Here is a 25,012-nt window from a genome sequence, read left to right on the forward strand (position 1 = left end):
CTATTTCTATTCTGGAAGTTCAACTAAAATTGAATTTAGTTTCATCTTAATATTACCTATTGACTCCTCTGCTGCAATCATAGAAGCACCTGAAATAATAACTTCACAAGCTGTTATCTCAATATCATTTTTTCTTGCTAGTTTATTTTCAATTACACCTGCAAATAAAGTACCAATTAAAGCTCCATACATAGTTGTAATCAAAGCAACTGCCATTGCTGGACCAACTGCTGCTGGATCTGATAAGTTTGCAAGCATAGCAACCAATCCAACTAAAGTACCAATCATACCCATTGAACCAGCTGTTCCTCCCATATTTCCAAACAAACCAATCATAATGCCATGTCTTTTTTCCATATGTTCCATTTTTAGTTCAAGTAAAGGCTCTAATACTTCTGGTTTTGTTCCATCAACAATCAATTGAAAGGCCTCTTTTAAAAAAGGATTATTCTCTTGCATTACTTTTTGTTCAATATGCATAACACCATGTTTTTTCACTTCTGTTGCATAAAATATTATTTTTTCAACTAATTCAGGTAAAGATTCAGTTTTTACTTCATTAAATGCAACTTTAATTGCAGGCGTCATTCTTTTTAATTCATTAACTTCAAATTGACCAGCTGTAACAGCTAATGTACCACCTACAACAATTATCAATGACGGGATGTCAATATATGCACCAAAACCTGCACCACCAAGTGCAATTGCTAAGATTACAAATGACCATCCCGCTATAATTCCGCCTAATGTACCTTTATCCATTTACTTCAATCCTAACTGGTTTAATCTTAGTGCTTCGTTTCCTATACTTTTTACTTTAAGTCCAAATTTTCCTTCAACAATAACTGCTTCTCCCTCACCAATTTTAACACCATTTACAAGTATTTCTAAAGGTTCATTTACCATTTGGTCAAGCTCTATTATTTCACCTATATCCCAACGCAAAATATCTTTTAATAAAAAGTTTTTTGTTCCTAATCTTACACTAAGTTTTAACTTTATATTAAACAATAATTGTAAATTATGTGCAGAATTTTCAGATAACAAAGAACTAATACCAAGATTATCACTTGATGAAGTTTTATTTGATTGATTTGAAGGACTACTTTGTTCACTATTGCTTGAATTTTCTGATGCTAAAGGTAAATCCTGAACATCATCTTTACCTGTTATTGAACTAATAAAAGGAAGTATTAGTTTATCAAAACTGATAATAACAGGTAATTTTTCAGAATCCATAGATAAAGAAAATTCATAAATATTTTCAGCTTCTTTCATAGATGAAGATTCAACAATTGATGAGTTTAATACTTCAAACTTAATACTTCCTATATCATCAAAATTTTGTGCATTAACAGATGTTGAAAAACTTCCACAAATATTAGAAGTGATTTCATTAACTGCATCAGCAATTTCATCATCTATATGTTCTTTTAAATCACCCATTCCACCTAGCATAAAATATTCAAATTTTGTAGCTGAAATAGTTGGAATAAAAAATGACCAATTACTCGTACCAGCATTAAAATCAAACTTAACATCAACTTGTATACATTGAGTTGGCTCATAATTCTCTTTATCTAACTCTTGTATATTATCAATTGTTGAACTTTTTGACAATAATTGCTCTAATGTGTTTGTTAACTCATCTTTTAATATATTTGATAAATCTGATGCCAATTAATATTACCTTTTACTTAGACTCGTCTAGTTTTTGTTTAAGCTCATTAAGTAATTGAGCTTTTACTCTCATCATATCTTCTGTTGGGTATTTATACTCAGCATCGCCTCTTTTAACTTTTACAAAAAAATCTTGTGAGCTTTTGTTATATCCAAATCTAACATTATCCAAAATTACTTCATTTTTATCATAATCTTGTTGAGAACCTTGTGCATTTTTATACTTTTCATCAGATTCAACTTTATTATTGTTATCTACTTCAGAAACTTTTTTTGCTTTTTCTACATGATTAACTTTTGCATTATCAATGTCTGCAACTCTTCCTAATTCCATAGCAATCTCCTATAAAATTGTGTATTACCTAGATTATATCAAAAAACAAATAAATTTTTAACTCTTTTATAAAGATTCTAAAAACTCATCTAAGCCATTAAGCCTAATATCAATCATACTATCTAAATATTTTGACTTAAAATACTGTTTAGCACTAGATAATTTCAAATCTTGAATTAACTGAACTCCCGTTAGAAAATCAGCATCATGATCATTTAAAACTGCTTTAATAAGCGATATTTGAATAGAAGCTTCGTTATTTCTACCTTGATCAAGTAAAGCCGCAACTTGTAAATACATCGTATATTTATCTTCTAATCCATACTCTTGCTGTAAACTATTAAGAATTTCTAATGTTTTTTTAGAATTGCCTATATATAACTCTTTTAATGCTTCAGTTCTCAAAAAAGATGGAGTACTTTTAGCTTTTAATTCTAAGTTTGCTTTATAAAAAAGTCCTAATGATTTTAAAATATCAATATAATATCTAGTAACCACAAGTGGACCTTCTAAAAAATTATCATTTATATATAAAGGAACATTATCTTGTAGTCTTGAGAAATAATCAAAATTACTTTCATTTTTTCTTTTTTGTATTAGTTTCATTAAATAAACAAATGGATCTTTATTATATTCTTCAAATAAAACACTACTTGAAATATCTTTTTTATCTTTTTTATTTTTTAAAAACTGTATTGCAGTATAAAAAATTGTATCTTCATAATATAAAGGTTTTTCTTTTACTTTAGTTTCAGGTTCTAAAAAAAGTGAAAAAAGCGCTTGTCCAAAATATTTATATAAACCTTGGTCTGATTTAATATTACTTTTTATATATTTTATATCTGGTACTTTCTTATCTATTCTTTTTGCAGCAATTAAAGTCATAACAGAAAATAGTTTATTTCCAGGATTTAATTTATATGCTTTTTCAAAATAGTTATATGCATTATGAAAATCATAAATATGTGCATATGAAAGTGCAAGATTATAATAAACATAAGATTTTGATTTAGTATTAATCAAACTTTTAAGCTTATTCACTCGAATTATTGGATCTTCTTTTATTATTTCTATAAATTTTGCATTATACTCAACCATCTTCTCAAGGCTTTGTATATTTTGTTTACTTTTAAAAATAAAACCTTTTGAAATATCATAAATAATCTCTTGGTTATCAGAAAATACAAAAGGAGCAAAATAGAAAATATAATCAATTTCTCTTTTTTTTGTAAAACTTGTAACAAATTCTAAATACTCTTTTGATGAATACTTATCTTTATTAAAAAATAGTTTTAAAGGCAGTTCTAAATTTGCTTTAAAACTATTTTTTCTTTTATTAATAACATCAATATTATCCATAAGCTTTTCTAGTTCATTTGCTTTTAAATCTCTATAAACCATAATCCATAAGATTTTATCAAATCTATTTTTATTATAACTATTTGCTTTTGCAAGTTTTAGATACTTCTCAGCTTGTACATAATTTTTTAACTTCAAATGTAATAGTGCTTTTTTTAAATCTAAAGGAAATTTCATTTTATTTAAAATTTGTAATGCTTTTTCATACTCTTTTAAAAGTATCAAAGTATCAGCTAACATTCTTTTTGAATGCTCTGTTAAATTTTTATGTTTTTTAGCAATATCTATTATAATATCTAAGTATCTAGTGTCTTTTGTAATTTGATATAAATAATAACAAGATGACATATATGAAAATGTATTTTTATATATGGCTTTTTTATAATTATAAATATTGTTAAAATATAACTTTGCATTTTCAATCTCACCTAATTTATAATAAGCGATTGCTATATTTAAAAATGAGGGTATTTTAATTGCAGTTGCAGTTTGTTTGAATATTTCTATTGCTTTTTTATACTCTTCTTTTTCCATCATCAATACAGCTTTATTAAAATCAAACTGCAAAGAAAAACTATCTTGTTTTTGCTTTATTTTATCATAATTAAAAATTATTTCTGGTTGAGATTCTATTAAATTCTTATTCGCAAAAACATCAGTAATAAAAAGTATAAAGAAAAAATAAAAAAAAGTTTTTTTCAAAATTTACCTTTTAAACCATTGTATTAACTTGAGCATATAACTCTTCAGTTCTATCTTCTAATACTTCTACTTTATGCCTTAATTCTGCATTTTCTAATTTTGCTTTTTGTAAATCATTTCTTGCTACTTGTAAAGTATCTTGATTATTTTTAAGTGTTGAAGTGCTTATTTTTAACTGTTTTTCATATTTTTCAATAATCTCTTCTAGTTTTTTATACTCTTCTTCCATAATGTTTTTTTCTTCATTTACTTTTCTATATAAAGATTTATAAACATTCATACTTGAGAAAAAATACAATAATAAAACACCAAATAATATCAATAATAAAAAATTTTCCAATTTTTACCTTTTTATAATAAAATAGGGAATACCCTATTTTATCTTTTTAGATTTATCAATGTGTTTAATAATTGATCTGAAGTTGTAATTGATTTAGCATTTGCTTCAAAGGCTCTTTGAAATACCATTAGATTAACTAAACTTTCACTCAAATCAGCTGTACTTAATTCTAATGTTTTACCTTCAATTTTTGCAGTTTTTGAATTGTTAGTATTATAAATTGGATCACCAGACTCATTTGTTTTTGCAAGTAAGTTATCTCCTGATGGTAAAAGTCCTCTTTGGTTATTAAACAATGCAATAGAAACTTGTCCAATAGCAAAATCTACTCCACCTTGTTTCATAGTAATTAAACCTGATTGATCAATATTAAACTCACCAAAAGGAGAGTTTGAAATATTTAAAGCATCTAGTTTTAATTGAAGTGAATTTTGTGTTGATGTTTGCTCAATTGTATTTGTTATTTCTAAAAATTCTGCTCCTGCACCTTTTCTACCACTATAATCAGCATTTTTATCTTTAACTATACTATTTACAGTATCTGTTAAAGTTGTACTAAATTCTAAGTCATATTTTGAATCTTTAGTTGATATTACTAAGTTTCCATTTACATTTTCAACTTTGAAATAGTTATTAAATTGAACTTGTTTTGGAGTATCAGTAGGATTTCCACCATTTTGAATAGCAGCTACCATTTCATCTACATTTGTAATATCACCCCCACCACTTGTTCCATCTAATGTCAATGAAAACTCAATATTCTTTTTCAATGTTGGATCATATATAGAAAAGTCTAAAGTATGGTCAATACCTGTACCAAGAGTTGCTAAATCAGCTGGAGCGTATACATTTCTTTGATTACCAGTTATTGCTCTTGCAAGGGCATCTTGAATACTTTCCAATGCACCAACACCTGTTCCTGATTGTGCTTTTGTTCTACTTAAAGTATCATTTACTTCACCACTTACAGTTGTGCTTGAACTCATTTCTTGAACACTATTAATAATAAAATCTTGACCAGGTATAAGAGATTTTATCTCTATCATACCTTTGTATACATCTAAAGGATTTGTTGTTGCATTAAAAGTATCTTTTTCTTCAAACTTTCCTTGATCAACTGCTGTTGCAGTAACTGGATCAATTACATTATAAGCTACCATTCCAGGAATTCTAAAAGAGATTTCATCTGCTAAAGCTTTATAAGTTGCTATTTTACTAGCTACTAAATCATAATCTTCTGTTACACTACTAGCATATGTTGCTTCTGTAGCAGTTGCATTTGAACCAAATGTAACTGCAATTGTACCTGTACCATTATTTTTTGTAATACCTGTTGGAGGATTAGTACTTGAAGTTAAAGTCTCATTTGTATTAATAGCATTTTCTAAACCATCTAATATCTCTTGCATTGTTGCATCTGTATCAGAATCATAGTGAACTTCAGTTCCATCAATAGTCATAGAGTATCTTGTATTATTAGCAGCAGTAATAGTATTTGTAATAGTTGTAGTTCCTGAACCTGCAACTACTGAATTACCAGTATCACCACCTGCAAAATCCACTAAAGAAGTAATAAAGTCATCTGTTGCATTTGTACTTATAAACTTTTGAGCAATTTTTGTCCCATCAATAGTAATTGAAATTTGATGCCCCTCACCTCTAAGAATATCACCTTCAAACCTTATTTGTGATTTTTGTGAAATTGAAGTTGCAGAAGGGCCATCAGGAGTATTTTTCAAATCTTGTAGTCTTCTTGTATACTCTTTTTTTAGTACTTCAATATCATTTAATTTTGCTGCTTTATTTTTAAGACCTGTTCCAGAAAAGGCATCACTTGCATCAGCTCTAGTTGTTGTAACATAATCAGTTGCTTTTGCTGTAATTGTTTCTACATAAGTGTCATGCCTAATAATTCTTGAACCTAATAATTCAGAATAATCATCAGTAAATAAAGTTGCATTTGGATTAGTTGAAATTACATCAGTTTCAGTATCAAGTGGCCGCATAGCCCATCCTTGAACTTCATTTCCTGCTGCATCTTGTAAAGTTCCATTATCACCCATTCTGAAGTTACCAGCTCTTGTATAAAAAGATTCTGATGTTCCACCTTGGGTTTTATTTTTTACTGTAAAAAATCCATCTCCACTAAGTGCCATATCATAATTTACACCAGTTAGCTTCAAGTTCCCTTGCACATAAAGTTTTTCTGCATCTAAAATTTTTGACCCTTTACCAATTCTATCTTGGTACATTTGATCTGCAAAAGAGATTCTTGAACTTTTATATCCTATTGTATTTACATTGGCTATATTATTAGACTCATTGTCTAATGCTGTTTGTTGTGATGATAACCCTGAAATACCTGTCCAAAGTGCTCCAATCATGATTTATCCTTTTTATATAAATCTTAAACATCTAAACTTTAAATGTTCAAATATTAATACTTTAAAAAGTACTAATATCTAAACACTAAAGCAATACAGTTAATTATTTTTTTAACTGTATTGCTGTTTTTAAAAAATCATCAGAAGTAGTAACTGATTTTGAGTTTGCTTCAAATGCTCTTTGATATACCATAAGATTAGTTAAGTTATCACCTAAATTTGAATTACTTAATTCTAAAGTTTTCCCCTCAAGTGTATTTGCATTACTAGCATCAATTGCATCACCTGAAAGATTTGATTTAGAAAACAAATTATCACCTTCTGGGTTTAAACTAAGTTCATCATTAAAGTATGCAGTTGAAATAGAACCAATAATAAATTTATTATCTCCATCTTTTACAAATATCTTTCCATTATCAATTTCAAGTTCACCAAGACCATTTTCTGAAATATTTAAATTGTCAAGCTTTAGTTGAAGATCAGTAGTTGCAAGATTTCCTTGGTTTGCAGTATTCAAATTTGTAGTTAAATCTATAAACTCAGCACCTGCTGCTTCAATAGCATCTTTTAAAGCATCTCTTGCAGAAGTTACTAAACCAATTCCTGAACCTGCTACTGGTTTTGTCACTTCATTAACTGAAGGTGCGTTACCATCATTTACAGATGGATATGTAACTTTTAAATCTTTTCCTGGAATCATTGATGTAATTGTTACTAAACCATTTGTGTCAACTTCTCCTTTAATTCCTTGAATTTCAGAGATTTCATCTGCAAATTTATTCATTGTTGTTTGAATATCAGTGTCAAATTTTTGTTTTACTGTGATATTGCCAATAGTTACTTTTATAATATCATCTTCATTTTGTAAATCATTTATCAAATTACCATATGGAACTTGTGTAACAGCAGCAACTGATTCAACAGGATTTGCTGTTGGATTAGAGCTATATAATTCTAATTTTTCTTTATAATTTGTACTTAATGCTTGAATATCATTTATTTTTGAAGAAGCTGATTTATATCCTTGTCCAGATGCACCACTAGCTTCTGCTGTTTGCCTAAAATTAGTAGATCTTGCATTGATAGTTTGAATATTATCTCCATAAACAATTGTATCACTTGCTAGAAATTGGTTATATTTATCACTAAATTGTGTATCATTAGGATTAGTTCCAACTGCAATTGTGCCTTGAGATTGAATACCTTGAACAGTCATTCCATTACTACTTTGTAAAGTACCATTAGAACCCATTTTAAAATTACCAGCTCTTGTATAAAAAACTTCATCTGTTCGTTGCTCTTTTACAAGGAAAAAACCTCGTCCATCTATTGCAACATCATACTCATTTCCTGTAATTTTAAGGTTTCCTTGAGAAAAGTTTTTTTCAACTGTTTGAATATTTGTACCTTTCCCATAACCTCCAGCATCATACATTAAATCTTCAAATGATACAGTATCAGATTTATGTCCTATTGTATTAACATTGGCAACATTATTTGATTCTGCACTTAATGCTTTTTCAAATGAGTTCAATCCAGATATTCCATTCCATAATCCACCAATCATTTTCTATCCTTTAAAATACTTTTGTAATATTTTCAAAAGGAATTGTTGAAATTTCACTTGAATACACAGGTGTGTAATTACCCTCATATACAAAATCATGTTCAGCAACTTCTTCATCATTCTCATCTAAAATAACAGGTTTTCCATCTTCATTAACTACTATTTCACCAGGATTTTTAAGAACAATTTTTTGCCCTGTTTTTTCACCCTCTTCATTATAAATAAAGCCATTTGCGTCATATGCTAATCTATTTCCATCAGCATCTTTTACAACATCTTCATAATATAAAATTTGTCTAGCTTTTACAACCATCTCACCATTTAGTGTCTCAACAGATAATACACTATATGCTTTTGAAACTCCATTTTCATCTGTGTTTACATCTTCAATATTTTTCCCAATTAAATTCGTAGCATTTGATAAAGAAGTTTGATTAAAAGTAGCAACAAGCTTTTCCATAGATGCAGCCATAGCTCTATTTGTTTCCATTGTTGACATTTGAAGTTGAGAGTCCATCATTCTTTGAGAATCCATAGGTTTAGTTGGGTCTTGTAGTTTTAATTCTTGAATCATAAGATTTAAAAAATCTTTATTAGTTAACTTATCATTACTAACAGAGGTTGTATAACTATTTCCACTAGCATCAGTTGCACTCTTTGTTTTTACAGTTCTTGTAGTATAGCCATCATTATCTCTATTTTTTATTTGATTATATTTACTTTCGTCATATGTTCCTGTGTAATTTCCTGTGTACATGATTTATCTCCTACAGTAAGTTTTCTTCAAAGAAATATCTAACAACATTATCAGAATCCATAGCATCTTGAACTCTAACTGCTAGTTTCTCATCAATTACAATAATATCACCTGTTCCTATGATTCTTGAGTTTACGTAAATATCTCCACCTGTTCCAGCTTGTTTATCCAAAGATAAAATATCACCTTCACTTAAATCAAGAAATTCTTTAATAGTAATGCTTGTAGTTCCTAATATAACATCAACTACTATTTCCGTATCTACTAGTAAGTCATAGTCTCTTTCACTAATTTCCATGAGTTATCTTTTTTCTTGTTTTGCATATATTATATCACAAAGTTTTAGATTTTGAGTTAAAGGAAGTGTATATATAAAAAATTTTTAATATTATTAAATTACAGTATCAAGTGTTTCAAGCATTGAAGCAACTTTTGCTTCTATATTTCCATCAAAATTACCAAGGTCACTTGCAATTACAACTCCACCAGGAGCAACATTTATATCATCAGTTAACTCAATAAAAGATTCCAATTTCAATTCATGTCTTAGTATTTCATAATCCCTTGGATTAAGATGAATTTTAACTCGTGAAGCAGTTTTGATTTTTGATAATAGATGAGATATAGTCTCTTTTGCAATTTTTGTAGAGTTTTCTCCAACTTCAATTGAGATTATTTTTTGTGCTAGTGCAACAGATGTTTTTAATAGTTTTGATTCCATTTGAAAAGTTGCTTGTTCAAAAAAAGTTGCATAATGTTTTAAGTCTTTTATAGCTTCTACCACTTGTCTATCAACATCCCTTGAAGAAACACCACCTTGCTCAATAGTATCAACTTTTAGGTTCAAATTTGCAATTTGTGCTGAAATATTTTTAATTTCTTCAACTAGTGGATCTACACTTAAAGGAATTTCTCTTTCACTTAAAGTTGCAATATTTTGCATTTGCTCTTTTTGAGCACTATTATCTAATGTATTATTATGTAAAAAAGTCCCTAATTTATAATCTTGAACATTATCTTCACTACTAATAACTTTTGCTGTTGAATAAACATTATTATTTGCCATTTTTACTCATCCATATCTCTATCGATTACACCCTCTTCAATCATCTTTTGTGCTACATCAAGCATTTTTCTTTGGGCTGCTTCAATATCTTTTATTTTGACTTTATTAAGCATCTCAAACTCTTCTTTAAATCTATCACTTGCTCTTTGAGACATAGCTGATGTAATTTTTTCTAAATCCTCTTCTGTTGCATTTTTCATAGCAACAGCAACATCAGCAGTATCAACATTTTGCAAGATTTTCATAACATACTCTGTTTCTAAATTTAATAAATCTTCAAATACAAACATATTCTCTTTTATCTTAGTAGCTAATGAAGTATCAACCCCATTTATATTTCTTAAAATTTCTTGAGATTTTGGACCAACTCTATTTAACATATCAGCAACAACTTTTACACCACCAACATCAACAATAGATGACAATAAAGACTCTAGTTTTTTCTCTAAAATAACAGAAATTGTTCTTACTACATCAGGAGAAACATCTTTGATTGTAGCCATTTGCATGGTTACTTTAACTCTTATATCTTCTTCTAATTGCATCAAAACTTCTGCTGCTCTTGGAGCTTCCATATGTGATAATATAACTGCGATAGTTTGAGGAGATTCATCTTTAATAAAGTCAGATAATTGCTTTGGATTTATTGCATCTAAATAAGCAAATGATTGAGAAGCAAGTTTCATTCTAGATAGTTTTGCTAATACATCATCAGCTTCACCTTTTCCTAAAGATTTATATAATATATCTTTTGCATAATCAAATCCACCAGAACTAATAAATCCTTTTGTTCTAGTATAAAGATGAAATTCATCTAATATTGCCAAAGAAACATCTTTGTCAACAGAATTTATTTGAGTAATAGCAGTAGATATCTCTTCAACAACATCTTTTGGTAAATGTTGGAAAATTTTAACAGTAGCATCTTCTCCTATAAGTACAAAAAAGTGGGCAATCTTTTCAGACATTGACATGCCTTTTAATACTTCTCTATCTATATCTTCTGACATTATTTACCTTTTTTCTTACCTGATGTAAATTTTGAATTACCCTCTGATAGTAGTAACTCTATCATTTTTGCCATATCAGATGGATTAGTATTTATCTCTTTATCAAGTTCTTCAATTAAGATTTCATACTTAGCTGCGCCTTCTTCATCTAATCCAGTCAAATTATTCATTATTTGACTTTTGATTTTTGCTTTTAATCTTCCTTTAGCACTTTGAGCATTAAATTCATCCTCATATCCATGAAGCATATCTCCAACTAAATCAATATCATTGCCATCTTGATCTTTTTTCTTTGCAGTTCCATCACCTAATACCACAACTTCATGATTTACAATAAATTTTCTATAAAAAATAAATAATAAAATTGCTGCAATTATATATTGAATATATTCACTAAACTCTTTAAGTAAAGTTTTAATCATAGTAATTGTATCAGCTGATTGCTCTTGGATTATATTACCATTTTCATCCACTCTTTGTCCAGCTGCATTCCCAAGTGCTTTAAGTCCAACAAACTTAAAGCTTTTTACACTAATCTTATCACCTCTTTTTTGCTCATAACCAATTGTCTCTTCAACAATTGATTCAACAGAAGCTAAAAACTCTTCTTTATTTTCAGAATCTTCAAGTATTGTAGAATCAAAAGTTACTGCTGCACTTATTTTTTTAATACGTGAATAGTTATTGTCTTGTTCTTCAATAATCTTTTTTGATATTTCATAATTTGTTAAGGTTTTTGTTGATTCATTTGAAGATTGGCTATTGTTATTGCCATTGCCATTTTGAGGTTCTTCAATATTACTATCAACACCTGCAACTGCACCATTATTTCCAGGTCCACCTTGTGAAGAAGAGATATTTTCTTGTGTTTCTTGACTTCTAATTGTACCCTCAGGATCAAAAATCTCTTCTTGAATATGTTTTTTTGTAAAATTTAAATCTACACTTACCCTTGCTACAACCCTATTTGGGCCTACAATTGGTTCTAGCAAAGATACTATTTTCTTTTCATAATCAGACTCAAGCTTTTTTTTATATTTATTTTGTGTTAATGATTGTAAGTTATCAATCTCATCTTTAGAGTGTTCTAATAAAGCTCCATCTTGGTCAATTAATTTTATATTTCCATCTTTTAAATCTGATACAGCAGAAGCAATAAAGTTTTTTATTCCATCAATTTGTTTTTGAGTTAAAAATACTCCTGGTTTTAATGTCAAAACAGCTGATGCTGTTGGTTCAGTCTTTCTTTCTGTAAAAATTGTATCTTTAGGAATTGCTATTTTAACACTTGCTCTTAAAATACCTGAAAGTGACTCTAATGATCTTGAGAGTTCACCTTCTAAAGCTCTTAAATACTTAACTTTATTTTCAAAATTTGTTGTTCCTAAAGAGGATTTTTCAAAAATCTCCCATCCAACATGTTTACTAGTTGCTGCTTCACTTGTAACAAGTTTTATTTTTGCAATATTAATAAACTCTTTTGAAGTTTTTAAAGTCAAATCATTGCCATTTCCAATTACAGAGAATGGTACTCCTGAATTTTCCAACTCATTACTTGCAAGCATTACTTGATTTTTTGTTAAGTTTGAAGCAATTATATAATTAAATTTTTTATCTTCTGCTTTTATATTTGAGTAAATTAATAACCCTACTAATAATACAAAAAGTAAAGAAAAACCTCCAATTATCACGGCTCTTTGTGCAGCATTTAAATTATTTACAAACTTAAAAAGTTGATCCATATAATATATATCCTATTAATTTTTTGCAGAAGATTCTATAACTGATCTAAATAGTCTTGAATCTTTTTTAATGGCTGTTTGTAACGCATCAAAAATAACTTTGTTTTTTGACATTTCACTCATTTGTGCATCTAAGTTAACATTATTACCATCATTTTGTTCTTCTAATCCTTTTACTTCAACAAGATGTTTTTGATTAGGGTTTGAAATATTATCAGAAGATGAAAGATGCATTGGATTAGTTTTATACATTTGCAAGCTTGGACTACTTGCTTTTTTTAATTCACTTTCAAAAACTAACTCTTTTGTTTTATATCCAGGTGTATTAATATTTGCTATATTACTTGAAATAACTTTTTGTCTGTCACCTCTAAAGTTTAGCTGATTAAATAATGTATCTGTTACGCTACTTGGTTTCATCTAGTATTATTTCCTATTTTATCAATAACTTTTGCATTTAACTCATCAATAGTAGTTATACCTTTTTGAGTTTGTTGAAATCTTCTATTTGCATCAATTAAAGCAACCATTGTTGAAACTGTATTAATATTTGATTTTTCTAATGAACCTTGGAGTATTTCTCCATCATTTAGCTCAAGTTGCTCAATTTGTGCACCTTCTTTTGTCTTATAGTTGTTGTACCCTACTTTTTCTAAATCTTTAAAATCAATTTTAACTACAGAAATTAAATTTATATACTCATCTTCTGTAGCAATTGGTTCATTGTTATTATCAAGGATATTTCTACCTTTTGAATCAACTAACATATTATCTAAAATTTTAAAAGAACCATCTCTTGTGTATTCAACTTCACCATTATCATTTAAAACTTTAAAAAAAGAGTTTGAATCTTTTAATGCAAAATCTAATGCATTTCCTGTTGCAACAATAGGTCCAACTTCTTCATTTATATATTTGCCATTTAATTTAGGAACTGTATTTGTAATAGTATTTACTTTATTTGGAGTAAACCCCTCACTCTCAGCTCTTTGTAAATAGTGATTAAATGAACCCTCAGTCATTCCCTCTTGTTTAAAACCTCTTGTATTTGCATTGGCAAGATTATTTGAAATCATATCAACTCTATTTAGTTGATTTACCATTGCTGCTGCTAGGGGGTATGTTCCTTGATTCATTCTATCTCCTTAGTTCCCAAACTCTGAAATTAATGATTCTAAATCTTCGTCATCTAAGACATCAGCTGTACTATCTCCATGAATATGTCTTGCAACTGCAATCTCTTGATGAGAACCTTCATCTTCAAATAAGTTATTAAGATAAATTGAAAGTTTTCTAATTACAGTCATAACTCTTTCAATTTTTTGCCTATTAATATCATGAAATTGCATTAACTCCATTGCTTCAAATATTTGCATATTTTCAGCATCAAGTTTTCCACTTACAGAAGCTATCTCTTGTTTTATTTTTGCAGTTTCATTTAAATGTTGCTCAAAAATTGATATATTTGGAAACTTTTTATTTAAAGATTCTAAAAGTGCAGTTTGTTTATTTAAAAATTCGTCTGTTGTTTTTAAAGACTTTTGAACATCATTATTATCATCAAGTACATAACTTAATACATCAAAAATTTTAGAGGCTTTTTCTTCTGAATCATTTGCAACTTGGCTTAATTGATTAACAACTTTAGTATCTTTTTCTGCTGGAAAAGGGAAAATCCCTTCATCTATTTTACTCACAATATGCTCTTCATGATCATTATTTCTTTCTTGAACTTTTTCAGTTTTATCTTCGACTTTAGGAGTTTTTTCTTTTTTTGATTCTGTATTTGTTTCTACTGGCTCGTTATCTGTAATTCCATCAATTCCCGCTAAAATATCATCATAATTTTCTTCACTAATTTCATCATTTTCACTAGATAGATCTGAATTATCAATTTCACTTTCATTAGATGAGTAAGAATCATTAGAATCATCATCTACTCCATCAATCCCTTTTAAAAGCTCATCAATATCTTCATCACTTGCAGTTTCATTATCTTCTACATCATCAATATTAGCTAATATATCATCCAATCCATCATCAGTTGAAGAATATTCTTCTTCTAAATCTGTATCTGTTGTATCTGTATCATTAGCTTCATCGGTCTTATTAACAGTTTCATCTACTTTAGGCTCATCAATATTTTCTTCAACATCATTAGTTTCATTTTCGTCATTCTCTTCTATTTTAACTTCTTCAGAATTTTCATTTTCATCTAAATCTAGCCCATTCATAAGTGATTCTATTTCTTCTTGACTCATACTCATAATTTAAACCTTTTTATTTAAAGTTGCTAAAACCATAACTTAGTTTTTCAACACTCCATCAAGTTTTTCTTTTAAAATATCTGCACTAAATGGTTTAACAATATAGTTATTAACTCCCGCTTTCAAAGCTGTAATAACTTCTGATTTACCACCTTCTGTAGTAATCATAATAATTGGAGTTTTTTGATGATTACCTTCTGATCTTACTTTTTTTACTAATTCAAGTCCATTCATATTTGGCATATTCCAATCAGTTAAGATTATATCAAAATGTGATTCTGAAAGAAGTTTCCACGCTTTAACTCCATCTTCTGCTTCATCAAAATCTTCTTTTGAAAAGCCTAACTGCATTACAACATTACCAATGATTCTCCTCATTGTAGAACTATCATCAACTATTAAAATTTTCATTATTCAAGCCTTTAAAACATTTTATTTTCAAAAATTTGTTAACTATTATATTTAATTTGTTTTAAATTTACACTTAATATTTTAATAAAATTTTATCTAACTTTAAAAATTCTTTAAATATAATTTAATAATATCTCTAAAAAAAGGATTTTTTATGATTAGGGGCTTATACACTGCTGCAACTGGAATGAATTCCCAGCAGAGTCAAATTGATGTTACTTCAAATAACATCGCAAATGTAAATACATTAGGTTTTAAAAAAGATAGAGCTGAGTTTCAAGACTTAATGTATGAAACATTAAACTATACAGCGGGGCAAACTTCTGAAACTACAAGAAATCCAACTGGAATTGATGTGGGAATGGGAGTTAGAGTTTCAGGTGTACAAAAAAGCTTCTTACAAGGTGATTTAAAATCAACAGGTAACCCCCTTGATATTGCAATTGAGGGAAATGGTTTTTTTAGAATAACTATGCCTGATGGCGAAGCTGCATACACTAGAAGTGGAGCATTTAAAGTAAATGATGAGGGTGCAATAGTAAATGCTAATGGTTACCAATTGGATCCTGAAATTGTAATTCCTGATAATGTAATAAAACTTACAATTGCAAAAGATGGTTTAATAACAGCTACTGATAAAGCAACTGAAACAGTTGTTACTTTAGGGCAAATTACAATGTCAGATTTTATTAATCCAGCAGGACTTGCACCAATTGGAGAATCTCTTTTTAAAGAAACAGAAGCATCAGGAGCAGCACTTGATGGAAATCCAACAGAAAATCAATTGGGTAATCTAAGACAAGGTATGATTGAGCTTTCAAATGTAAAATTAGTAAATGAAATGGTTGATTTAATTACAGCACAACGTGCTTATGAAGCCAACTCTAAAGCTATAACAACAACAGATGAAATGCTTGATATTGTTAATAGACTAAAAAGATAATTGGTAGGTTAGCCTAGATAATTATGGATTTAAGAGAATTAAAAAAACTTAGAGAAGAAAACTTTTTAGCTCACAAAAAGAAAAAAAGAGAGTATTACTTAAAAAGTAAACTTGAAAAAAAGCTTGAAAGAAAATCTACTAAAAGAGAAGTATTTGATTATGAAAGTCATTTAGGTGGTATTGACTTTAATCAAAGAATAAAAGATATAATCAGGCAACAAAAGCAACATGTAGATGATAGAAAAGATAGAATAGTAGCAAAGATAAAAGAGTATAAAAGTAAAAAAAGAGAATACTATATCGAGAATAAAGATAAAAGATTGCAGTATGATAAAGAGTATCGAGAAGAAAAAAAAGAAGAATTAAGGGAATATAGAAGAAGATATTATCAAAAGAATAAAGATAAAATCTTAGAAAAACAAAGAAAAAGAAGAAAACAACAAAAAGATAAAGAGTAAATAATGGCAGAAAAAGATATAAAAATTGAAGATGATTCGAATGAGATTGTTGATGAGATAAAGCTTGATGTAGAAGATTCTAATCTTGATAATAGTGAACTATCATTAGATAAAGATGAAGTAGAGATTGAACCAGTTAGTGAAAGTTTAGAAGCAACACCAGAAGATAATGAAGATTTATCTTCAAATGAAGAAAAAGATATAAGTGAGTATGCCCTTGATGATGAAGAATTAGATGATTATTCAATTCAAAAAAAACAAACTAAACTTCAAAAAATATTAACAGCAATTGCAGCTATACTTCTTATTACCTTATCAGTTGGTCTAATATTATATTTTTTAGGTTTTTTTGATGAAAAAAAAGAAGAGCCTAAAATTGAGAAAAAAGTAGAAAAGAAGATAGAAGAAAAGAAATTCGACTTTAAATCAAGAGATATTGATCCAGATAAGTTAAATGAAAAATTTGATAGATTAACTAAATATGATCCAAGTTTAGAAACTAAACGAGCACAAGAAGAAGCAAAAAGAAAAGCACAAGAAGAAGCAAAGTTAAAAGCAGAAGAAGAAAAAAAACGTATTGAAGAGATTGAAAAGTTAAAAGAAGAATTAAATAATCAAAAACAAGCCTTAGAAGATAGAAGAACTGAATTACTATCTCAAAAAGAAGAGTTAGTAAAATTAAAAGAACAATTATTAGAAGAAGTAGAGCAGAAAAAAGAGGAATTAAAGCAACTTGTTGAAAATAGTAGCAATGAAAAGGTTGATACTGAAATAAAAATAGTACAAGAGCCAATTCAAGAAGCTGTAGAGCAAACAAACTTAAATACTACACAAATGCATTCAAATACTTTTTTACCTTTAATAAACGTTGCTATTATAAAAAATGAGTTAACAAAAGATTACTTAGAAAAAGTAGAAAAAATAGATAAAAACATTTTGTTATGTAGAGATAATAAAAATAACATTGAGATATATGTAGGTCCATATGAGATGCCAAGTGCTAGAAAAAATCTACTAAATAAATTTTTATCTAGTGGTTTCAATAAAGCTATGCTTGTTGATTTAACAAAAGAAGAATTTAATAAAAGATGTAACTATTAGAAAACTTTTAAGAGTTTTCTAATATGTCAAATGCCTTTTGAACCTCAATACTTTTATCTTTTATATTAACATTTAAAATATAAGTTTCTAAAATATAAGGAAGTAAAAACACTTGAGGCAAGCCTTCTTTTACTAAACTTTCATCAGTTTTAATTTCTAAATAGTCATTAAGTGGATATCTATGAATATCAATAACCTTACCCAATTTTTTACTATCTTCATAAATTATACAATCCATAATATCAAACCAAAAATGTTCATGTTTTTCTAATTGACAATTTTCTTTGGTTTTATTTTTTGTAGTGAATAATTCTTGATTTGTTAATTTTTTTGCAAGTTCTATATCTTCAAAATCTTCAAATTTTATGATTTGTCTTGATTTATTATAAGATATAACTTTTAGTGTAAGGTTCTTGTTAGTTGTGAATGTAGCACCAGTTTTAAATTGATTAGGAAAGTCAGAATCAAGGAAGATTTTTAAATCTCCTTTTAATCCTACTGTTTTTCCCAATCTTGCTACGTAAATTTTATCTATAGACATCTTTTTAATCGTTTGCTAATACTTGTATCTTATAAGATACACCATCTTTAGCTTTACAACCATTTGCCATAACTTTTAATGCATTAATCATATTACCATTTTTACCAATTAGTTTTCCAATATCTGCACTATTTGCATAAACAGTTATTTCAGTAAAAGTATCATCAATTTTTTCTTGAGAAATTTTTACTTCATTTGGTTCGCTAACAATAAGTTTGGCATAGTTTTCTATAAAATTTACTATCATAATAAAAAGCTATAATTATTTTGAAGCTAATTTTTTAACTTTTTCACTTGGTTTTGCACCAACACTTAACCAATAGTTATATCTTTCTTCATCAAGTTTTAAAACTTTTGGTTCAGATACTGGGTTAAAGTAACCAATTGATTCAATCCATCCTGAATCTCTTCTTTTTCTTGAATCTGTTACAACGATTCTGTAAAATGGCTTTTTGTTTCTACCCATTCTTGTTAATCTAATTGTTGTCATATATTTTTCCTTTGTTTTATTATAGTATTGAATTCTAAACTCAAGTTTTAAGTTTACAACTCAATACTATTTATTATTTTATTTATCTAGGTATTTTTGGCATTCCACCACCAGGTCCTTGCATTTGACCTAACATACTGCTTAAACCTTTCATACCACCTTTTGATGAAAGTTTTTTTGCCATTTTTGAAGCACTTTTAAACTGCTTCAAAATTTTATTAACTTGAACATCATTTAATCCTGAACCTTTTGCAATTCTTCTTTTTCTACTTGGATTAATTAAACTTGGTTGTTCTCTTTCTTTAGGAGTCATAGAGCCAATCATAGCTTTTATTCTTTTAATTTCATCAGAATTCTCAAAATCCATATCTTTAATAGGTCCAGCCATTTGTGAAAGTCCTGGAATCATTCCAATAATTGATTTCATAGAACCTAATTTACTCATCATTGCTAATTGTTCTAAAAAGTCATTAAAGTTAAATTCACCTTTTTTAATCTTTTTACTTACTTCTTTTGCTTTTTTCTCATCAATTACAGCTGAAGTTTTTTCTGCAAGACCTTCCATATCTCCAAGCCCTAGAAGTCTTGATACAATTCTATCAGGAATAAATACTTCTAAATCTGGCATCTTTTCACCAACACCAATAAATCTTAAAGGAACTCCAACTTGATGTGCGATAGATAGAGCAACTCCACCTTTTGTATCACCATCATATTTTGATAATACAACTCCATCTATTCCAATTTTTTCTTTAAAAGTAATTGCTGTTTTAGTTGCATCATGACCTGTTAAAGAGTCTGCAACATAAAATATTTCATCAGGATTTATTGCATTTTTTACCTCAAAAAGTTGATTCATCAACTCTTCATCAATTGCAAGTCTACCAGCTGTATCAACTAATAAAACATCATATAATTCTTTTTTAGCTTTTTCTTGTGCAGCTTTTGCAATTACAACAGGATCTTTTTCATTATCATCAAAATAGATATCTACTTCAACTTGATTGGCAATTTGTTTTAATTGTTCAACTGCTGCTAATCTTTGTAAGTCACAAGCTGCTACTAAAACTTTTTTCTTTCTAGTTTTTAAATAGTTTGCAAGTTTACCTGTTGTTGTTGTTTTACCAGAACCTTGAAGTCCTGTCATTAATATTGTAGTTGGAGGTGTGCTTGAAAAAACAAACCCTTGATTACCTTCAGTTGATAATATTTTATTTAACTCTTTTTTTAGTGCATTTATAAAAGAGTCTTGTCCAATTCCATTTTTCTTTGTTTCTAATTCAACTTCAGTTATTAATTCTTTTGATGTTTTATGATGTACATCAGATTTTAATAATGATTTCTTAAGTTCTGTAGTAGCTTTTTTTAAAGCTGCTGCATCATCTTTATGTCTTATCTTATTTATCGAATTTCTAAGTGAGCCTGTTATTGAATCAAACAAAATTATCTCCAACTATTTAAAATTTTGGCAATTATATTGTTTATATACTTTAAAATAGTTTAAAGAAGATATATTTTAAGGTAAATTTAATATTAGTGAGTTAAGAAAAACCCATATCAAGGCTTTTCTTCTTAAAAGTTAAACTTAAAAATTAATTAAAATCAAACACTTTAAATTCTCTTGGCTCTTGTGATTCAAATTCATAATCAAAAATTCTTGTAACTTTTGAATGAAGTAAAACTCTATTTACATTTGGATTAGTTTTTCCATATACACTATCACCTATAATAGGAAAACCAAGATGATTTAAATGTACTCTAATTTGATGTGTTCTTCCAGTATCAATTACAACTTTAATTTTTGATTTATTACCCTCAATAAGCATAGGATATATAGTTGTTGTTGCAGGTTTACCTTTTGTCATATCTATTTTAGATTTAGCCACACCTCTATTTTTGATAGTTAAAATAGGTAAATCAATTGTTGTTTCTTCTATAACTTTTCCCTCAACAACAGCAACATACTCTTTATAAACCCTATTCTTTTTAAATTCAGTAATAGCTTTTGTTTGAAACTCTTCAGTTTTAGCAAATAGCATAACCCCACTTGTCTCTTTATCAAGTCTATTTAATAAAAAATAATCTTGGTATTTATTTGAAACTTCATCTGTTGTCATATACGCAGGTTTATCTATTGCTAAGATATCATCATCTTCAAATATAACTTTTATATTAGCAAGTTTTTTTACAACAAATTTTGTATCAGTTTTAATTTCTCCTCTTGCAATAACAACTTTTTTACCAGATGCTCTTACTAGTCCTCTATCAATTAACTCTTTTGCTTTTGAATTAGAGATTTTTTCTTGCTTTGCAAGAAGCTTATACGCCTTTTCATACATTTTTTAATTCCTTTAGTATTGGCTTTATTGAACCAGCTTTAGCTAAAACTGGTTTTTTTAATTTTTTAATATCATTTAAATATTTTTCAAGTTCGTCATTTTGTATTATATAATAATTATTGATACAATCAAATAATGACTTTTGATTAAATATATGTTTCCCACTTATTAATTTACATCCAAAATATGCAGGTTCTACAGGATTGTGACCTCCAATTTTTTCAAAAGCACCACATAAAATCACAACATCAGATATTGCGTATATATTATTTAACTCACCCATTTTATCAATCAAAATTATATCAGAATCAAAATTTTCTTTTTGTGAAAATCTATGGCAAGATAAATTATTTTTTTTACTATATGTGTCAATTAATTCATATACTTTATCAAATCTTTCAGGATGTCTAGGAACAATTACTAATTTTCCATGCTCTTTTTTATAAGCTTTTAAAATTAGTTCTTCTTCTTTTTCATGACTACTTCCTGCTGTGATTAAAGTAGAATTTGGTTTTTTATACTCTTTTGTAATTTTTGGTAATTGTGCTAATTTAATATTTCCTATAACTTCAATATTCTTTCCACCAAGTTCTTCTAATCTTTTTTTATCTATTTCACTTTGAGCATAAATTTTATCAATATTTTTAAATATATACTTATAAAACCAACTCATTTTTTTATATGAGTTATAAGACTTATCTGAAATTCTTGCATTAATCAAATATGTTTTTGCACCTTTTCTTTTAGCAAATAAAAATAAGATGTACCATAATTCTGCTTCCATAACCACGAGTGCTTTTTGTCTATTTATCCAAAATGGCAAAAATATTTCATATGGCAAATATCTTGTACTTCTACTAGTACTAATTGCTTCATCATAACCTGTATTAGTTATTACTGATAAATTACAATCTTTAAACTCATCTATTAAAGGTCTAATCGCTTTTGTTTCACCCATTGAACATGTATGAAACCATATTTTATTTTCATTTTCAAACTTTGGATTTTTTCTTAAAAAAAATTTCGCGGGAATTGCAATTTGATATTTTTTATTTCTTAGTTTTAGTAGTAGTATAGGAATAGCAATTATATATAAAATAACTGCTAATACATAATAAATAAAATAAAAGAGGCTCAAAAATTAAGCCTCTACAGTTTCATCTTCTTTATAAAGGATTCTTCCACAGTGAGGACAATTTATAATCTCATCTGATTTAACAACCTCTGCATAAGTTTTGTCATTTATTTTCATATGGCATCCATAACAAGCTTGTTTTTTAACAGGTACAACAGCTGTATCTTTTGCCCATCTTCTAATTTTTTCATAAAATGTTAAAATTTTACTATCAACTTTTTCTAATAATTCACTTCTTTGTTGATAAACAACATTTCTTTGTTTATTTATATCTTCAATTTGATTATCAACTGCAATTTGAATATCTTTTATTGATTCTTCTTCTTGGGCTAATTTCTCTTGAAACTCTTTTAATTGTGATTCTCTTTCTTCTGTAATCTCATCAAGTCTAGCTATCTCTTCATTTGCAAATGAAATTTGTTCTTTTGCAATCTCTTCTTCTAGTTGTAAAGCTTTTAGCTCTTTTTCATTTTGCACTTCTTTATGCTTTTTTGCAATATCATCTAATTTAGTTTTTAATTCTGCTAAATGAATATTATTTTTAGTTCTTTTTGATTTTACTTCATCTATTAGAACATATGTATTATTAATTGATACTTTTATTGCCTCTGCTGTTTCAACAAAAGTAGCTAACTTTGCTTTTTCATTCTCGATTTGAGGTTCAAACATACTAATTTGTGTATCAAATTTTGATAATTTAACTAGATCCTCTAAATATTTATTCAACTGTTTCTCCTTGTATACAAAACTTAAATGGATTTTTCGAAGCTGATATTATAGCTTTTAATTCATTTTTTTTCAAATTTTTTTCTAAAACACCGACTAAAAGCTCATTGAAGTACTTTTCGCTTTCATAATGTCTTATATCTATTAGTGATATATTTCTACTTTTTGCATCCATTGCATCATGATACTTTATATCACCTGTTAAAAAGCAATCAGCTTTCACCTCACTTAATAAAGACATTCCTGCACCAGTAACAATCCCTACTTTCTCAACTCTTTCATTACACTTTACCACATTTGTAAATTCAATACCTAATTTTGAAGTAATCTCTTTTGCAAACTCATCAAAATCTTTATTTACATTTGCATAAATTATAAAATCATTTATATCCTCTTTTTCAATAATATCAAGTTTTAAAATATCTTTTGCAACATACATATTTAAGTGTGTTTTATCTATGTTTGTGTGCATTGAAATTAATGCAATATTTTTTTGAATTAAGATTTTTAATAATTTTGTACAATAATTATCATAATTTATCTTTTTAAGAGGTGCAAAAATCAATGGATGATGAGTAATAATTAAAGAGTTCTCTTCTACTTCATTTAAAAAATCTTCATCCAAATCAATACTTACATATATTTTTTTTATTTTATCCTCAAAATTTCCAACTAATAAACCTGAGTTATCCCATTTTTCTTGTAAAGAAAAAGGAGAAATTTCATCTAAAATATTATAAATATCTAAAATTTTCAAGATTAGCTTCCAACTCTTTTTGTTCGTTCTTCTTCTTGTTCTTTATATAAAACAGCACAACCTTGAGCTAGCTCTCTTACTTTTAAAATATAATTTTGTCTTTCTGTAACTGAAATTGCTTTTCTTGCATCAAGTGTATTAAATGCGTGAGAAGCCATCATACATTGGTCATATGCAGGTAAAGGAAGCTTTGCTTCAAGACAAGATTTACACTCATTAAAAGCATCATCAAAATGTCTAAATAACATAGAAGTATCTGCTACTTCAAAATTATATTTAGAAAACTCATATTCACTCTCTTTATGAACATCTGCATAAGTAGTTGTTCCATATTTATTCTCATTCCAAACAATATCAAATACAGAATCAACACCTTGTAAATACATAGCTAATCTTTCTGTCCCATAAGTAATCTCAACAGCAACAGGGTCACAAGCTAAACCACCAACTTGTTGGAAATATGTAAATTGTGTAACTTCCATACCATCAAGCCAAACTTCCCAACCAAGTCCCCATGCTCCAAGCGTTGGAGATTCCCAGTTATCTTCTACAAATCTTATATCATGTTTTGAAGTATCAAGTCCTAAATACTCTAATGATTGTAAATATAAATCTTGAATATTATCTGGACTTGGTTTAATCAATACTTGAAACTGATAATATGCACCCAATCTGTTTGGATTCTCTCCATATCTTCCATCAGTAGGTCTTCTACTTGGTGCAACATATGCTGTACTCCAAGGAGTTGAATCTAAACTTCTAAGTATTGTTGCAGGATGGAAAGTACCTGCACCTGCTGGAATATCGTAAGGTTGAACAATATTGCAACCTTGATTTGCCCAAAACTCTTGTAATTTTAATAATATCTGTGAAAAAGTAGTCATATTTATCTAAGTCCTAATC

At 27.9% G+C, this 25,012-nt stretch carries 28 protein-coding genes; 3 read left to right on the forward strand and 25 right to left on the reverse strand.

Features of this window, described 5'->3' with window-relative positions:
- Positions 1 to 6: 6 nt before the first annotated feature.
- The 16 genes from AMRN_RS11220 to AMRN_RS11295 form a co-directional block, all read right to left on the reverse strand.
- Positions 7 to 762, reverse strand: coding sequence for a motility protein A (locus tag AMRN_RS11220; RefSeq protein WP_099310406.1), 756 nt, complete (start codon positions 760 to 762; stop codon positions 7 to 9).
- On the reverse strand, positions 763 to 1,680 hold the full coding sequence (locus AMRN_RS11225) for a FliM/FliN family flagellar motor switch protein (RefSeq protein WP_099310407.1): 918 nt from the start codon (positions 1,678 to 1,680) through the stop codon (positions 763 to 765).
- A 13-nt stretch (positions 1,681 to 1,693) separates the two neighbouring features.
- Entirely contained in the window at positions 1,694 to 2,014 is a 321-nt protein-coding gene (locus AMRN_RS11230) for a flagellin (protein WP_099310408.1), read from the reverse strand.
- Between the two features lie 66 nt (positions 2,015 to 2,080).
- Entirely contained in the window at positions 2,081 to 4,075 is a 1,995-nt protein-coding gene (locus AMRN_RS11235; RefSeq protein ID WP_228150793.1) for a hypothetical protein, read from the reverse strand.
- A gap of 10 nt (positions 4,076 to 4,085) precedes the next feature.
- On the reverse strand, positions 4,086 to 4,415 hold the full coding sequence (locus AMRN_RS11240) for a hypothetical protein (protein ID WP_228150794.1): 330 nt from the start codon (positions 4,413 to 4,415) through the stop codon (positions 4,086 to 4,088).
- A gap of 38 nt (positions 4,416 to 4,453) precedes the next feature.
- Positions 4,454 to 6,799 (reverse strand): flagellar hook-basal body complex protein, encoded by a 2,346-nt coding sequence (locus AMRN_RS11245; protein WP_099310409.1) that lies wholly within the window; start codon positions 6,797 to 6,799, stop codon positions 4,454 to 4,456.
- Between the two features lie 103 nt (positions 6,800 to 6,902).
- Positions 6,903 to 8,366 (reverse strand): flagellar hook-basal body complex protein, encoded by a 1,464-nt coding sequence (locus AMRN_RS11250; RefSeq protein WP_099310410.1) that lies wholly within the window; start codon positions 8,364 to 8,366, stop codon positions 6,903 to 6,905.
- Between the two features lie 10 nt (positions 8,367 to 8,376).
- The gene (locus AMRN_RS11255; RefSeq protein ID WP_099310411.1) at positions 8,377 to 9,123 is read right to left on the reverse strand and encodes a flagellar hook assembly protein FlgD; all 747 of its coding nucleotides are present in this window, start codon (positions 9,121 to 9,123) and stop codon (positions 8,377 to 8,379) included.
- Between the two features lie 10 nt (positions 9,124 to 9,133).
- Positions 9,134 to 9,421, reverse strand: coding sequence for a FliM/FliN family flagellar motor switch protein (locus AMRN_RS11260; RefSeq protein WP_079576883.1), 288 nt, complete (start codon positions 9,419 to 9,421; stop codon positions 9,134 to 9,136).
- Between the two features lie 93 nt (positions 9,422 to 9,514).
- Positions 9,515 to 10,189, reverse strand: a complete 675-nt coding sequence (locus AMRN_RS11265) for a FliH/SctL family protein (RefSeq protein WP_099310412.1) — start codon at positions 10,187 to 10,189, stop codon at positions 9,515 to 9,517.
- A gap of 2 nt (positions 10,190 to 10,191) precedes the next feature.
- Entirely contained in the window at positions 10,192 to 11,199 is a 1,008-nt protein-coding gene (gene fliG / locus AMRN_RS11270) for a flagellar motor switch protein FliG (RefSeq protein ID WP_099310413.1), read from the reverse strand.
- Positions 11,199 to 12,941: a flagellar basal-body MS-ring/collar protein FliF gene (fliF, locus tag AMRN_RS11275; protein WP_099310414.1), complete on the reverse strand. Its 1,743-nt coding sequence runs from the start codon at positions 12,939 to 12,941 to the stop codon at positions 11,199 to 11,201. The genes fliG and fliF overlap by 1 nt, the downstream gene beginning before the upstream one ends.
- Positions 12,942 to 12,956: 15 nt before the next feature.
- Positions 12,957 to 13,361, reverse strand: a complete 405-nt coding sequence (gene flgB, locus AMRN_RS11280) for a flagellar basal body rod protein FlgB (protein ID WP_099310415.1) — start codon at positions 13,359 to 13,361, stop codon at positions 12,957 to 12,959.
- Positions 13,358 to 14,077: a flagellar hook-basal body protein gene (locus AMRN_RS11285; RefSeq protein WP_099310416.1), complete on the reverse strand. Its 720-nt coding sequence runs from the start codon at positions 14,075 to 14,077 to the stop codon at positions 13,358 to 13,360. The genes flgB and AMRN_RS11285 overlap by 4 nt, the downstream gene beginning before the upstream one ends.
- Positions 14,078 to 14,086: 9 nt before the next feature.
- Positions 14,087 to 15,208, reverse strand: a complete 1,122-nt coding sequence (locus tag AMRN_RS11290; protein ID WP_099310417.1) for a hypothetical protein — start codon at positions 15,206 to 15,208, stop codon at positions 14,087 to 14,089.
- 39 nt (positions 15,209 to 15,247) lie between these two features.
- A complete protein-coding gene (locus tag AMRN_RS11295; RefSeq protein ID WP_079576876.1) occupies positions 15,248 to 15,619 on the reverse strand; it encodes a response regulator in 372 nt (123 codons plus the stop codon).
- 154 nt (positions 15,620 to 15,773) lie between these two features.
- Between AMRN_RS11295 and flgG the strand changes: the two genes are divergently transcribed.
- From flgG to AMRN_RS11310, 3 genes are read left to right on the forward strand one after another with little or no spacing between them, the layout of a single operon-like run.
- Positions 15,774 to 16,562, forward strand: coding sequence for a flagellar basal-body rod protein FlgG (flgG, locus tag AMRN_RS11300; RefSeq protein WP_099310418.1), 789 nt, complete (start codon positions 15,774 to 15,776; stop codon positions 16,560 to 16,562).
- A 23-nt stretch (positions 16,563 to 16,585) separates the two neighbouring features.
- Positions 16,586 to 17,020, forward strand: a complete 435-nt coding sequence (locus AMRN_RS11305; RefSeq protein ID WP_099310419.1) for a hypothetical protein — start codon at positions 16,586 to 16,588, stop codon at positions 17,018 to 17,020.
- A 3-nt stretch (positions 17,021 to 17,023) separates the two neighbouring features.
- Positions 17,024 to 18,121, forward strand: a complete 1,098-nt coding sequence (locus AMRN_RS11310; RefSeq protein WP_099310420.1) for a hypothetical protein — start codon at positions 17,024 to 17,026, stop codon at positions 18,119 to 18,121.
- Positions 18,122 to 18,128: 7 nt separating this feature from the next.
- Here the strand turns inward: AMRN_RS11310 and rimM are convergent, their stop codons facing one another.
- The 9 genes from rimM to glyQ all read right to left on the reverse strand — a co-directional run bounded on the left by rimM (position 18,129) and on the right by glyQ (position 24,993).
- On the reverse strand, positions 18,129 to 18,662 hold the full coding sequence (rimM, locus tag AMRN_RS11315; protein WP_099310421.1) for a ribosome maturation factor RimM: 534 nt from the start codon (positions 18,660 to 18,662) through the stop codon (positions 18,129 to 18,131).
- Positions 18,663 to 18,666: 4 nt separating this feature from the next.
- Positions 18,667 to 18,909: a KH domain-containing protein gene (locus tag AMRN_RS11320; protein WP_099310422.1), complete on the reverse strand. Its 243-nt coding sequence runs from the start codon at positions 18,907 to 18,909 to the stop codon at positions 18,667 to 18,669.
- A 15-nt stretch (positions 18,910 to 18,924) separates the two neighbouring features.
- Positions 18,925 to 19,152: a 30S ribosomal protein S16 gene (gene rpsP / locus AMRN_RS11325; protein WP_079576870.1), complete on the reverse strand. Its 228-nt coding sequence runs from the start codon at positions 19,150 to 19,152 to the stop codon at positions 18,925 to 18,927.
- Between the two features lie 82 nt (positions 19,153 to 19,234).
- Entirely contained in the window at positions 19,235 to 20,593 is a 1,359-nt protein-coding gene (gene ffh, locus AMRN_RS11330; protein ID WP_099310423.1) for a signal recognition particle protein, read from the reverse strand.
- A 151-nt stretch (positions 20,594 to 20,744) separates the two neighbouring features.
- Positions 20,745 to 21,491 (reverse strand): pseudouridine synthase family protein, encoded by a 747-nt coding sequence (locus AMRN_RS11335; RefSeq protein WP_099310424.1) that lies wholly within the window; start codon positions 21,489 to 21,491, stop codon positions 20,745 to 20,747.
- Entirely contained in the window at positions 21,484 to 22,629 is a 1,146-nt protein-coding gene (gene waaA / locus AMRN_RS11340; RefSeq protein WP_099310425.1) for a lipid IV(A) 3-deoxy-D-manno-octulosonic acid transferase, read from the reverse strand. The genes AMRN_RS11335 and waaA overlap by 8 nt, the downstream gene beginning before the upstream one ends.
- 3 nt (positions 22,630 to 22,632) lie before the next feature.
- Positions 22,633 to 23,352 (reverse strand): zinc ribbon domain-containing protein, encoded by a 720-nt coding sequence (locus AMRN_RS11345; RefSeq protein WP_079576866.1) that lies wholly within the window; start codon positions 23,350 to 23,352, stop codon positions 22,633 to 22,635.
- Entirely contained in the window at positions 23,345 to 24,109 is a 765-nt protein-coding gene (locus AMRN_RS11350; protein WP_099310426.1) for a Nif3-like dinuclear metal center hexameric protein, read from the reverse strand. Before AMRN_RS11350 ends, AMRN_RS11345 begins: the two co-directional genes overlap by 8 nt.
- A gap of 2 nt (positions 24,110 to 24,111) precedes the next feature.
- Positions 24,112 to 24,993, reverse strand: a complete 882-nt coding sequence (glyQ, locus tag AMRN_RS11355; RefSeq protein ID WP_099310427.1) for a glycine--tRNA ligase subunit alpha — start codon at positions 24,991 to 24,993, stop codon at positions 24,112 to 24,114.
- Between the last annotated feature and the right edge of the window lie 19 nt (positions 24,994 to 25,012).

The sequence above is a fragment of the Malaciobacter marinus genome (assembly GCF_003544855.1).
In the GTDB taxonomy this organism is placed as follows: Bacteria; Campylobacterota; Campylobacteria; order Campylobacterales; family Arcobacteraceae; genus Malaciobacter; species Malaciobacter marinus.

Bases quoted from the DNA above. Each gene is read 5' to 3' on its own strand.
- AMRN_RS11220 (WP_099310406.1), bottom strand. From the start codon at position 762: ATGGATAAAGGTACATTAGGCGGAATTATAGCGGGATGGTCATTTGTA.
- AMRN_RS11230 (WP_099310408.1), bottom strand. From the start codon at position 2,014: ATGGAATTAGGAAGAGTTGCAGACATTGATAATGCAAAAGTTAATCAT.
- AMRN_RS11245 (WP_099310409.1), bottom strand. From the start codon at position 6,799: ATGATTGGAGCACTTTGGACAGGTATTTCAGGGTTATCATCACAACAA.
- AMRN_RS11250 (WP_099310410.1), bottom strand. From the start codon at position 8,366: ATGATTGGTGGATTATGGAATGGAATATCTGGATTGAACTCATTTGAA.
- AMRN_RS11255 (WP_099310411.1), bottom strand. From the start codon at position 9,123: ATGTACACAGGAAATTACACAGGAACATATGACGAAAGTAAATATAAT.
- AMRN_RS11260 (WP_079576883.1), bottom strand. From the start codon at position 9,421: ATGGAAATTAGTGAAAGAGACTATGACTTACTAGTAGATACGGAAATA.
- AMRN_RS11265 (WP_099310412.1), bottom strand. From the start codon at position 10,189: ATGGCAAATAATAATGTTTATTCAACAGCAAAAGTTATTAGTAGTGAA.
- fliG (WP_099310413.1), bottom strand. From the start codon at position 11,199: ATGTCAGAAGATATAGATAGAGAAGTATTAAAAGGCATGTCAATGTCT.
- fliF (WP_099310414.1), bottom strand. From the start codon at position 12,941: ATGGATCAACTTTTTAAGTTTGTAAATAATTTAAATGCTGCACAAAGA.
- flgB (WP_099310415.1), bottom strand. From the start codon at position 13,361: ATGAAACCAAGTAGCGTAACAGATACATTATTTAATCAGCTAAACTTT.
- AMRN_RS11285 (WP_099310416.1), bottom strand. From the start codon at position 14,077: ATGAATCAAGGAACATACCCCCTAGCAGCAGCAATGGTAAATCAACTA.
- AMRN_RS11290 (WP_099310417.1), bottom strand. From the start codon at position 15,208: ATGAGTATGAGTCAAGAAGAAATAGAATCACTTATGAATGGGCTAGAT.
- AMRN_RS11295 (WP_079576876.1), bottom strand. From the start codon at position 15,619: ATGAAAATTTTAATAGTTGATGATAGTTCTACAATGAGGAGAATCATT.
- flgG (WP_099310418.1), top strand. From the start codon at position 15,774: ATGATTAGGGGCTTATACACTGCTGCAACTGGAATGAATTCCCAGCAG.
- AMRN_RS11305 (WP_099310419.1), top strand. From the start codon at position 16,586: ATGGATTTAAGAGAATTAAAAAAACTTAGAGAAGAAAACTTTTTAGCT.
- AMRN_RS11310 (WP_099310420.1), top strand. From the start codon at position 17,024: ATGGCAGAAAAAGATATAAAAATTGAAGATGATTCGAATGAGATTGTT.
- rimM (WP_099310421.1), bottom strand. From the start codon at position 18,662: ATGTCTATAGATAAAATTTACGTAGCAAGATTGGGAAAAACAGTAGGA.
- AMRN_RS11320 (WP_099310422.1), bottom strand. From the start codon at position 18,909: ATGATAGTAAATTTTATAGAAAACTATGCCAAACTTATTGTTAGCGAA.
- rpsP (WP_079576870.1), bottom strand. From the start codon at position 19,152: ATGACAACAATTAGATTAACAAGAATGGGTAGAAACAAAAAGCCATTT.
- AMRN_RS11335 (WP_099310424.1), bottom strand. From the start codon at position 21,491: ATGTATGAAAAGGCGTATAAGCTTCTTGCAAAGCAAGAAAAAATCTCT.
- glyQ (WP_099310427.1), bottom strand. From the start codon at position 24,993: ATGACTACTTTTTCACAGATATTATTAAAATTACAAGAGTTTTGGGCA.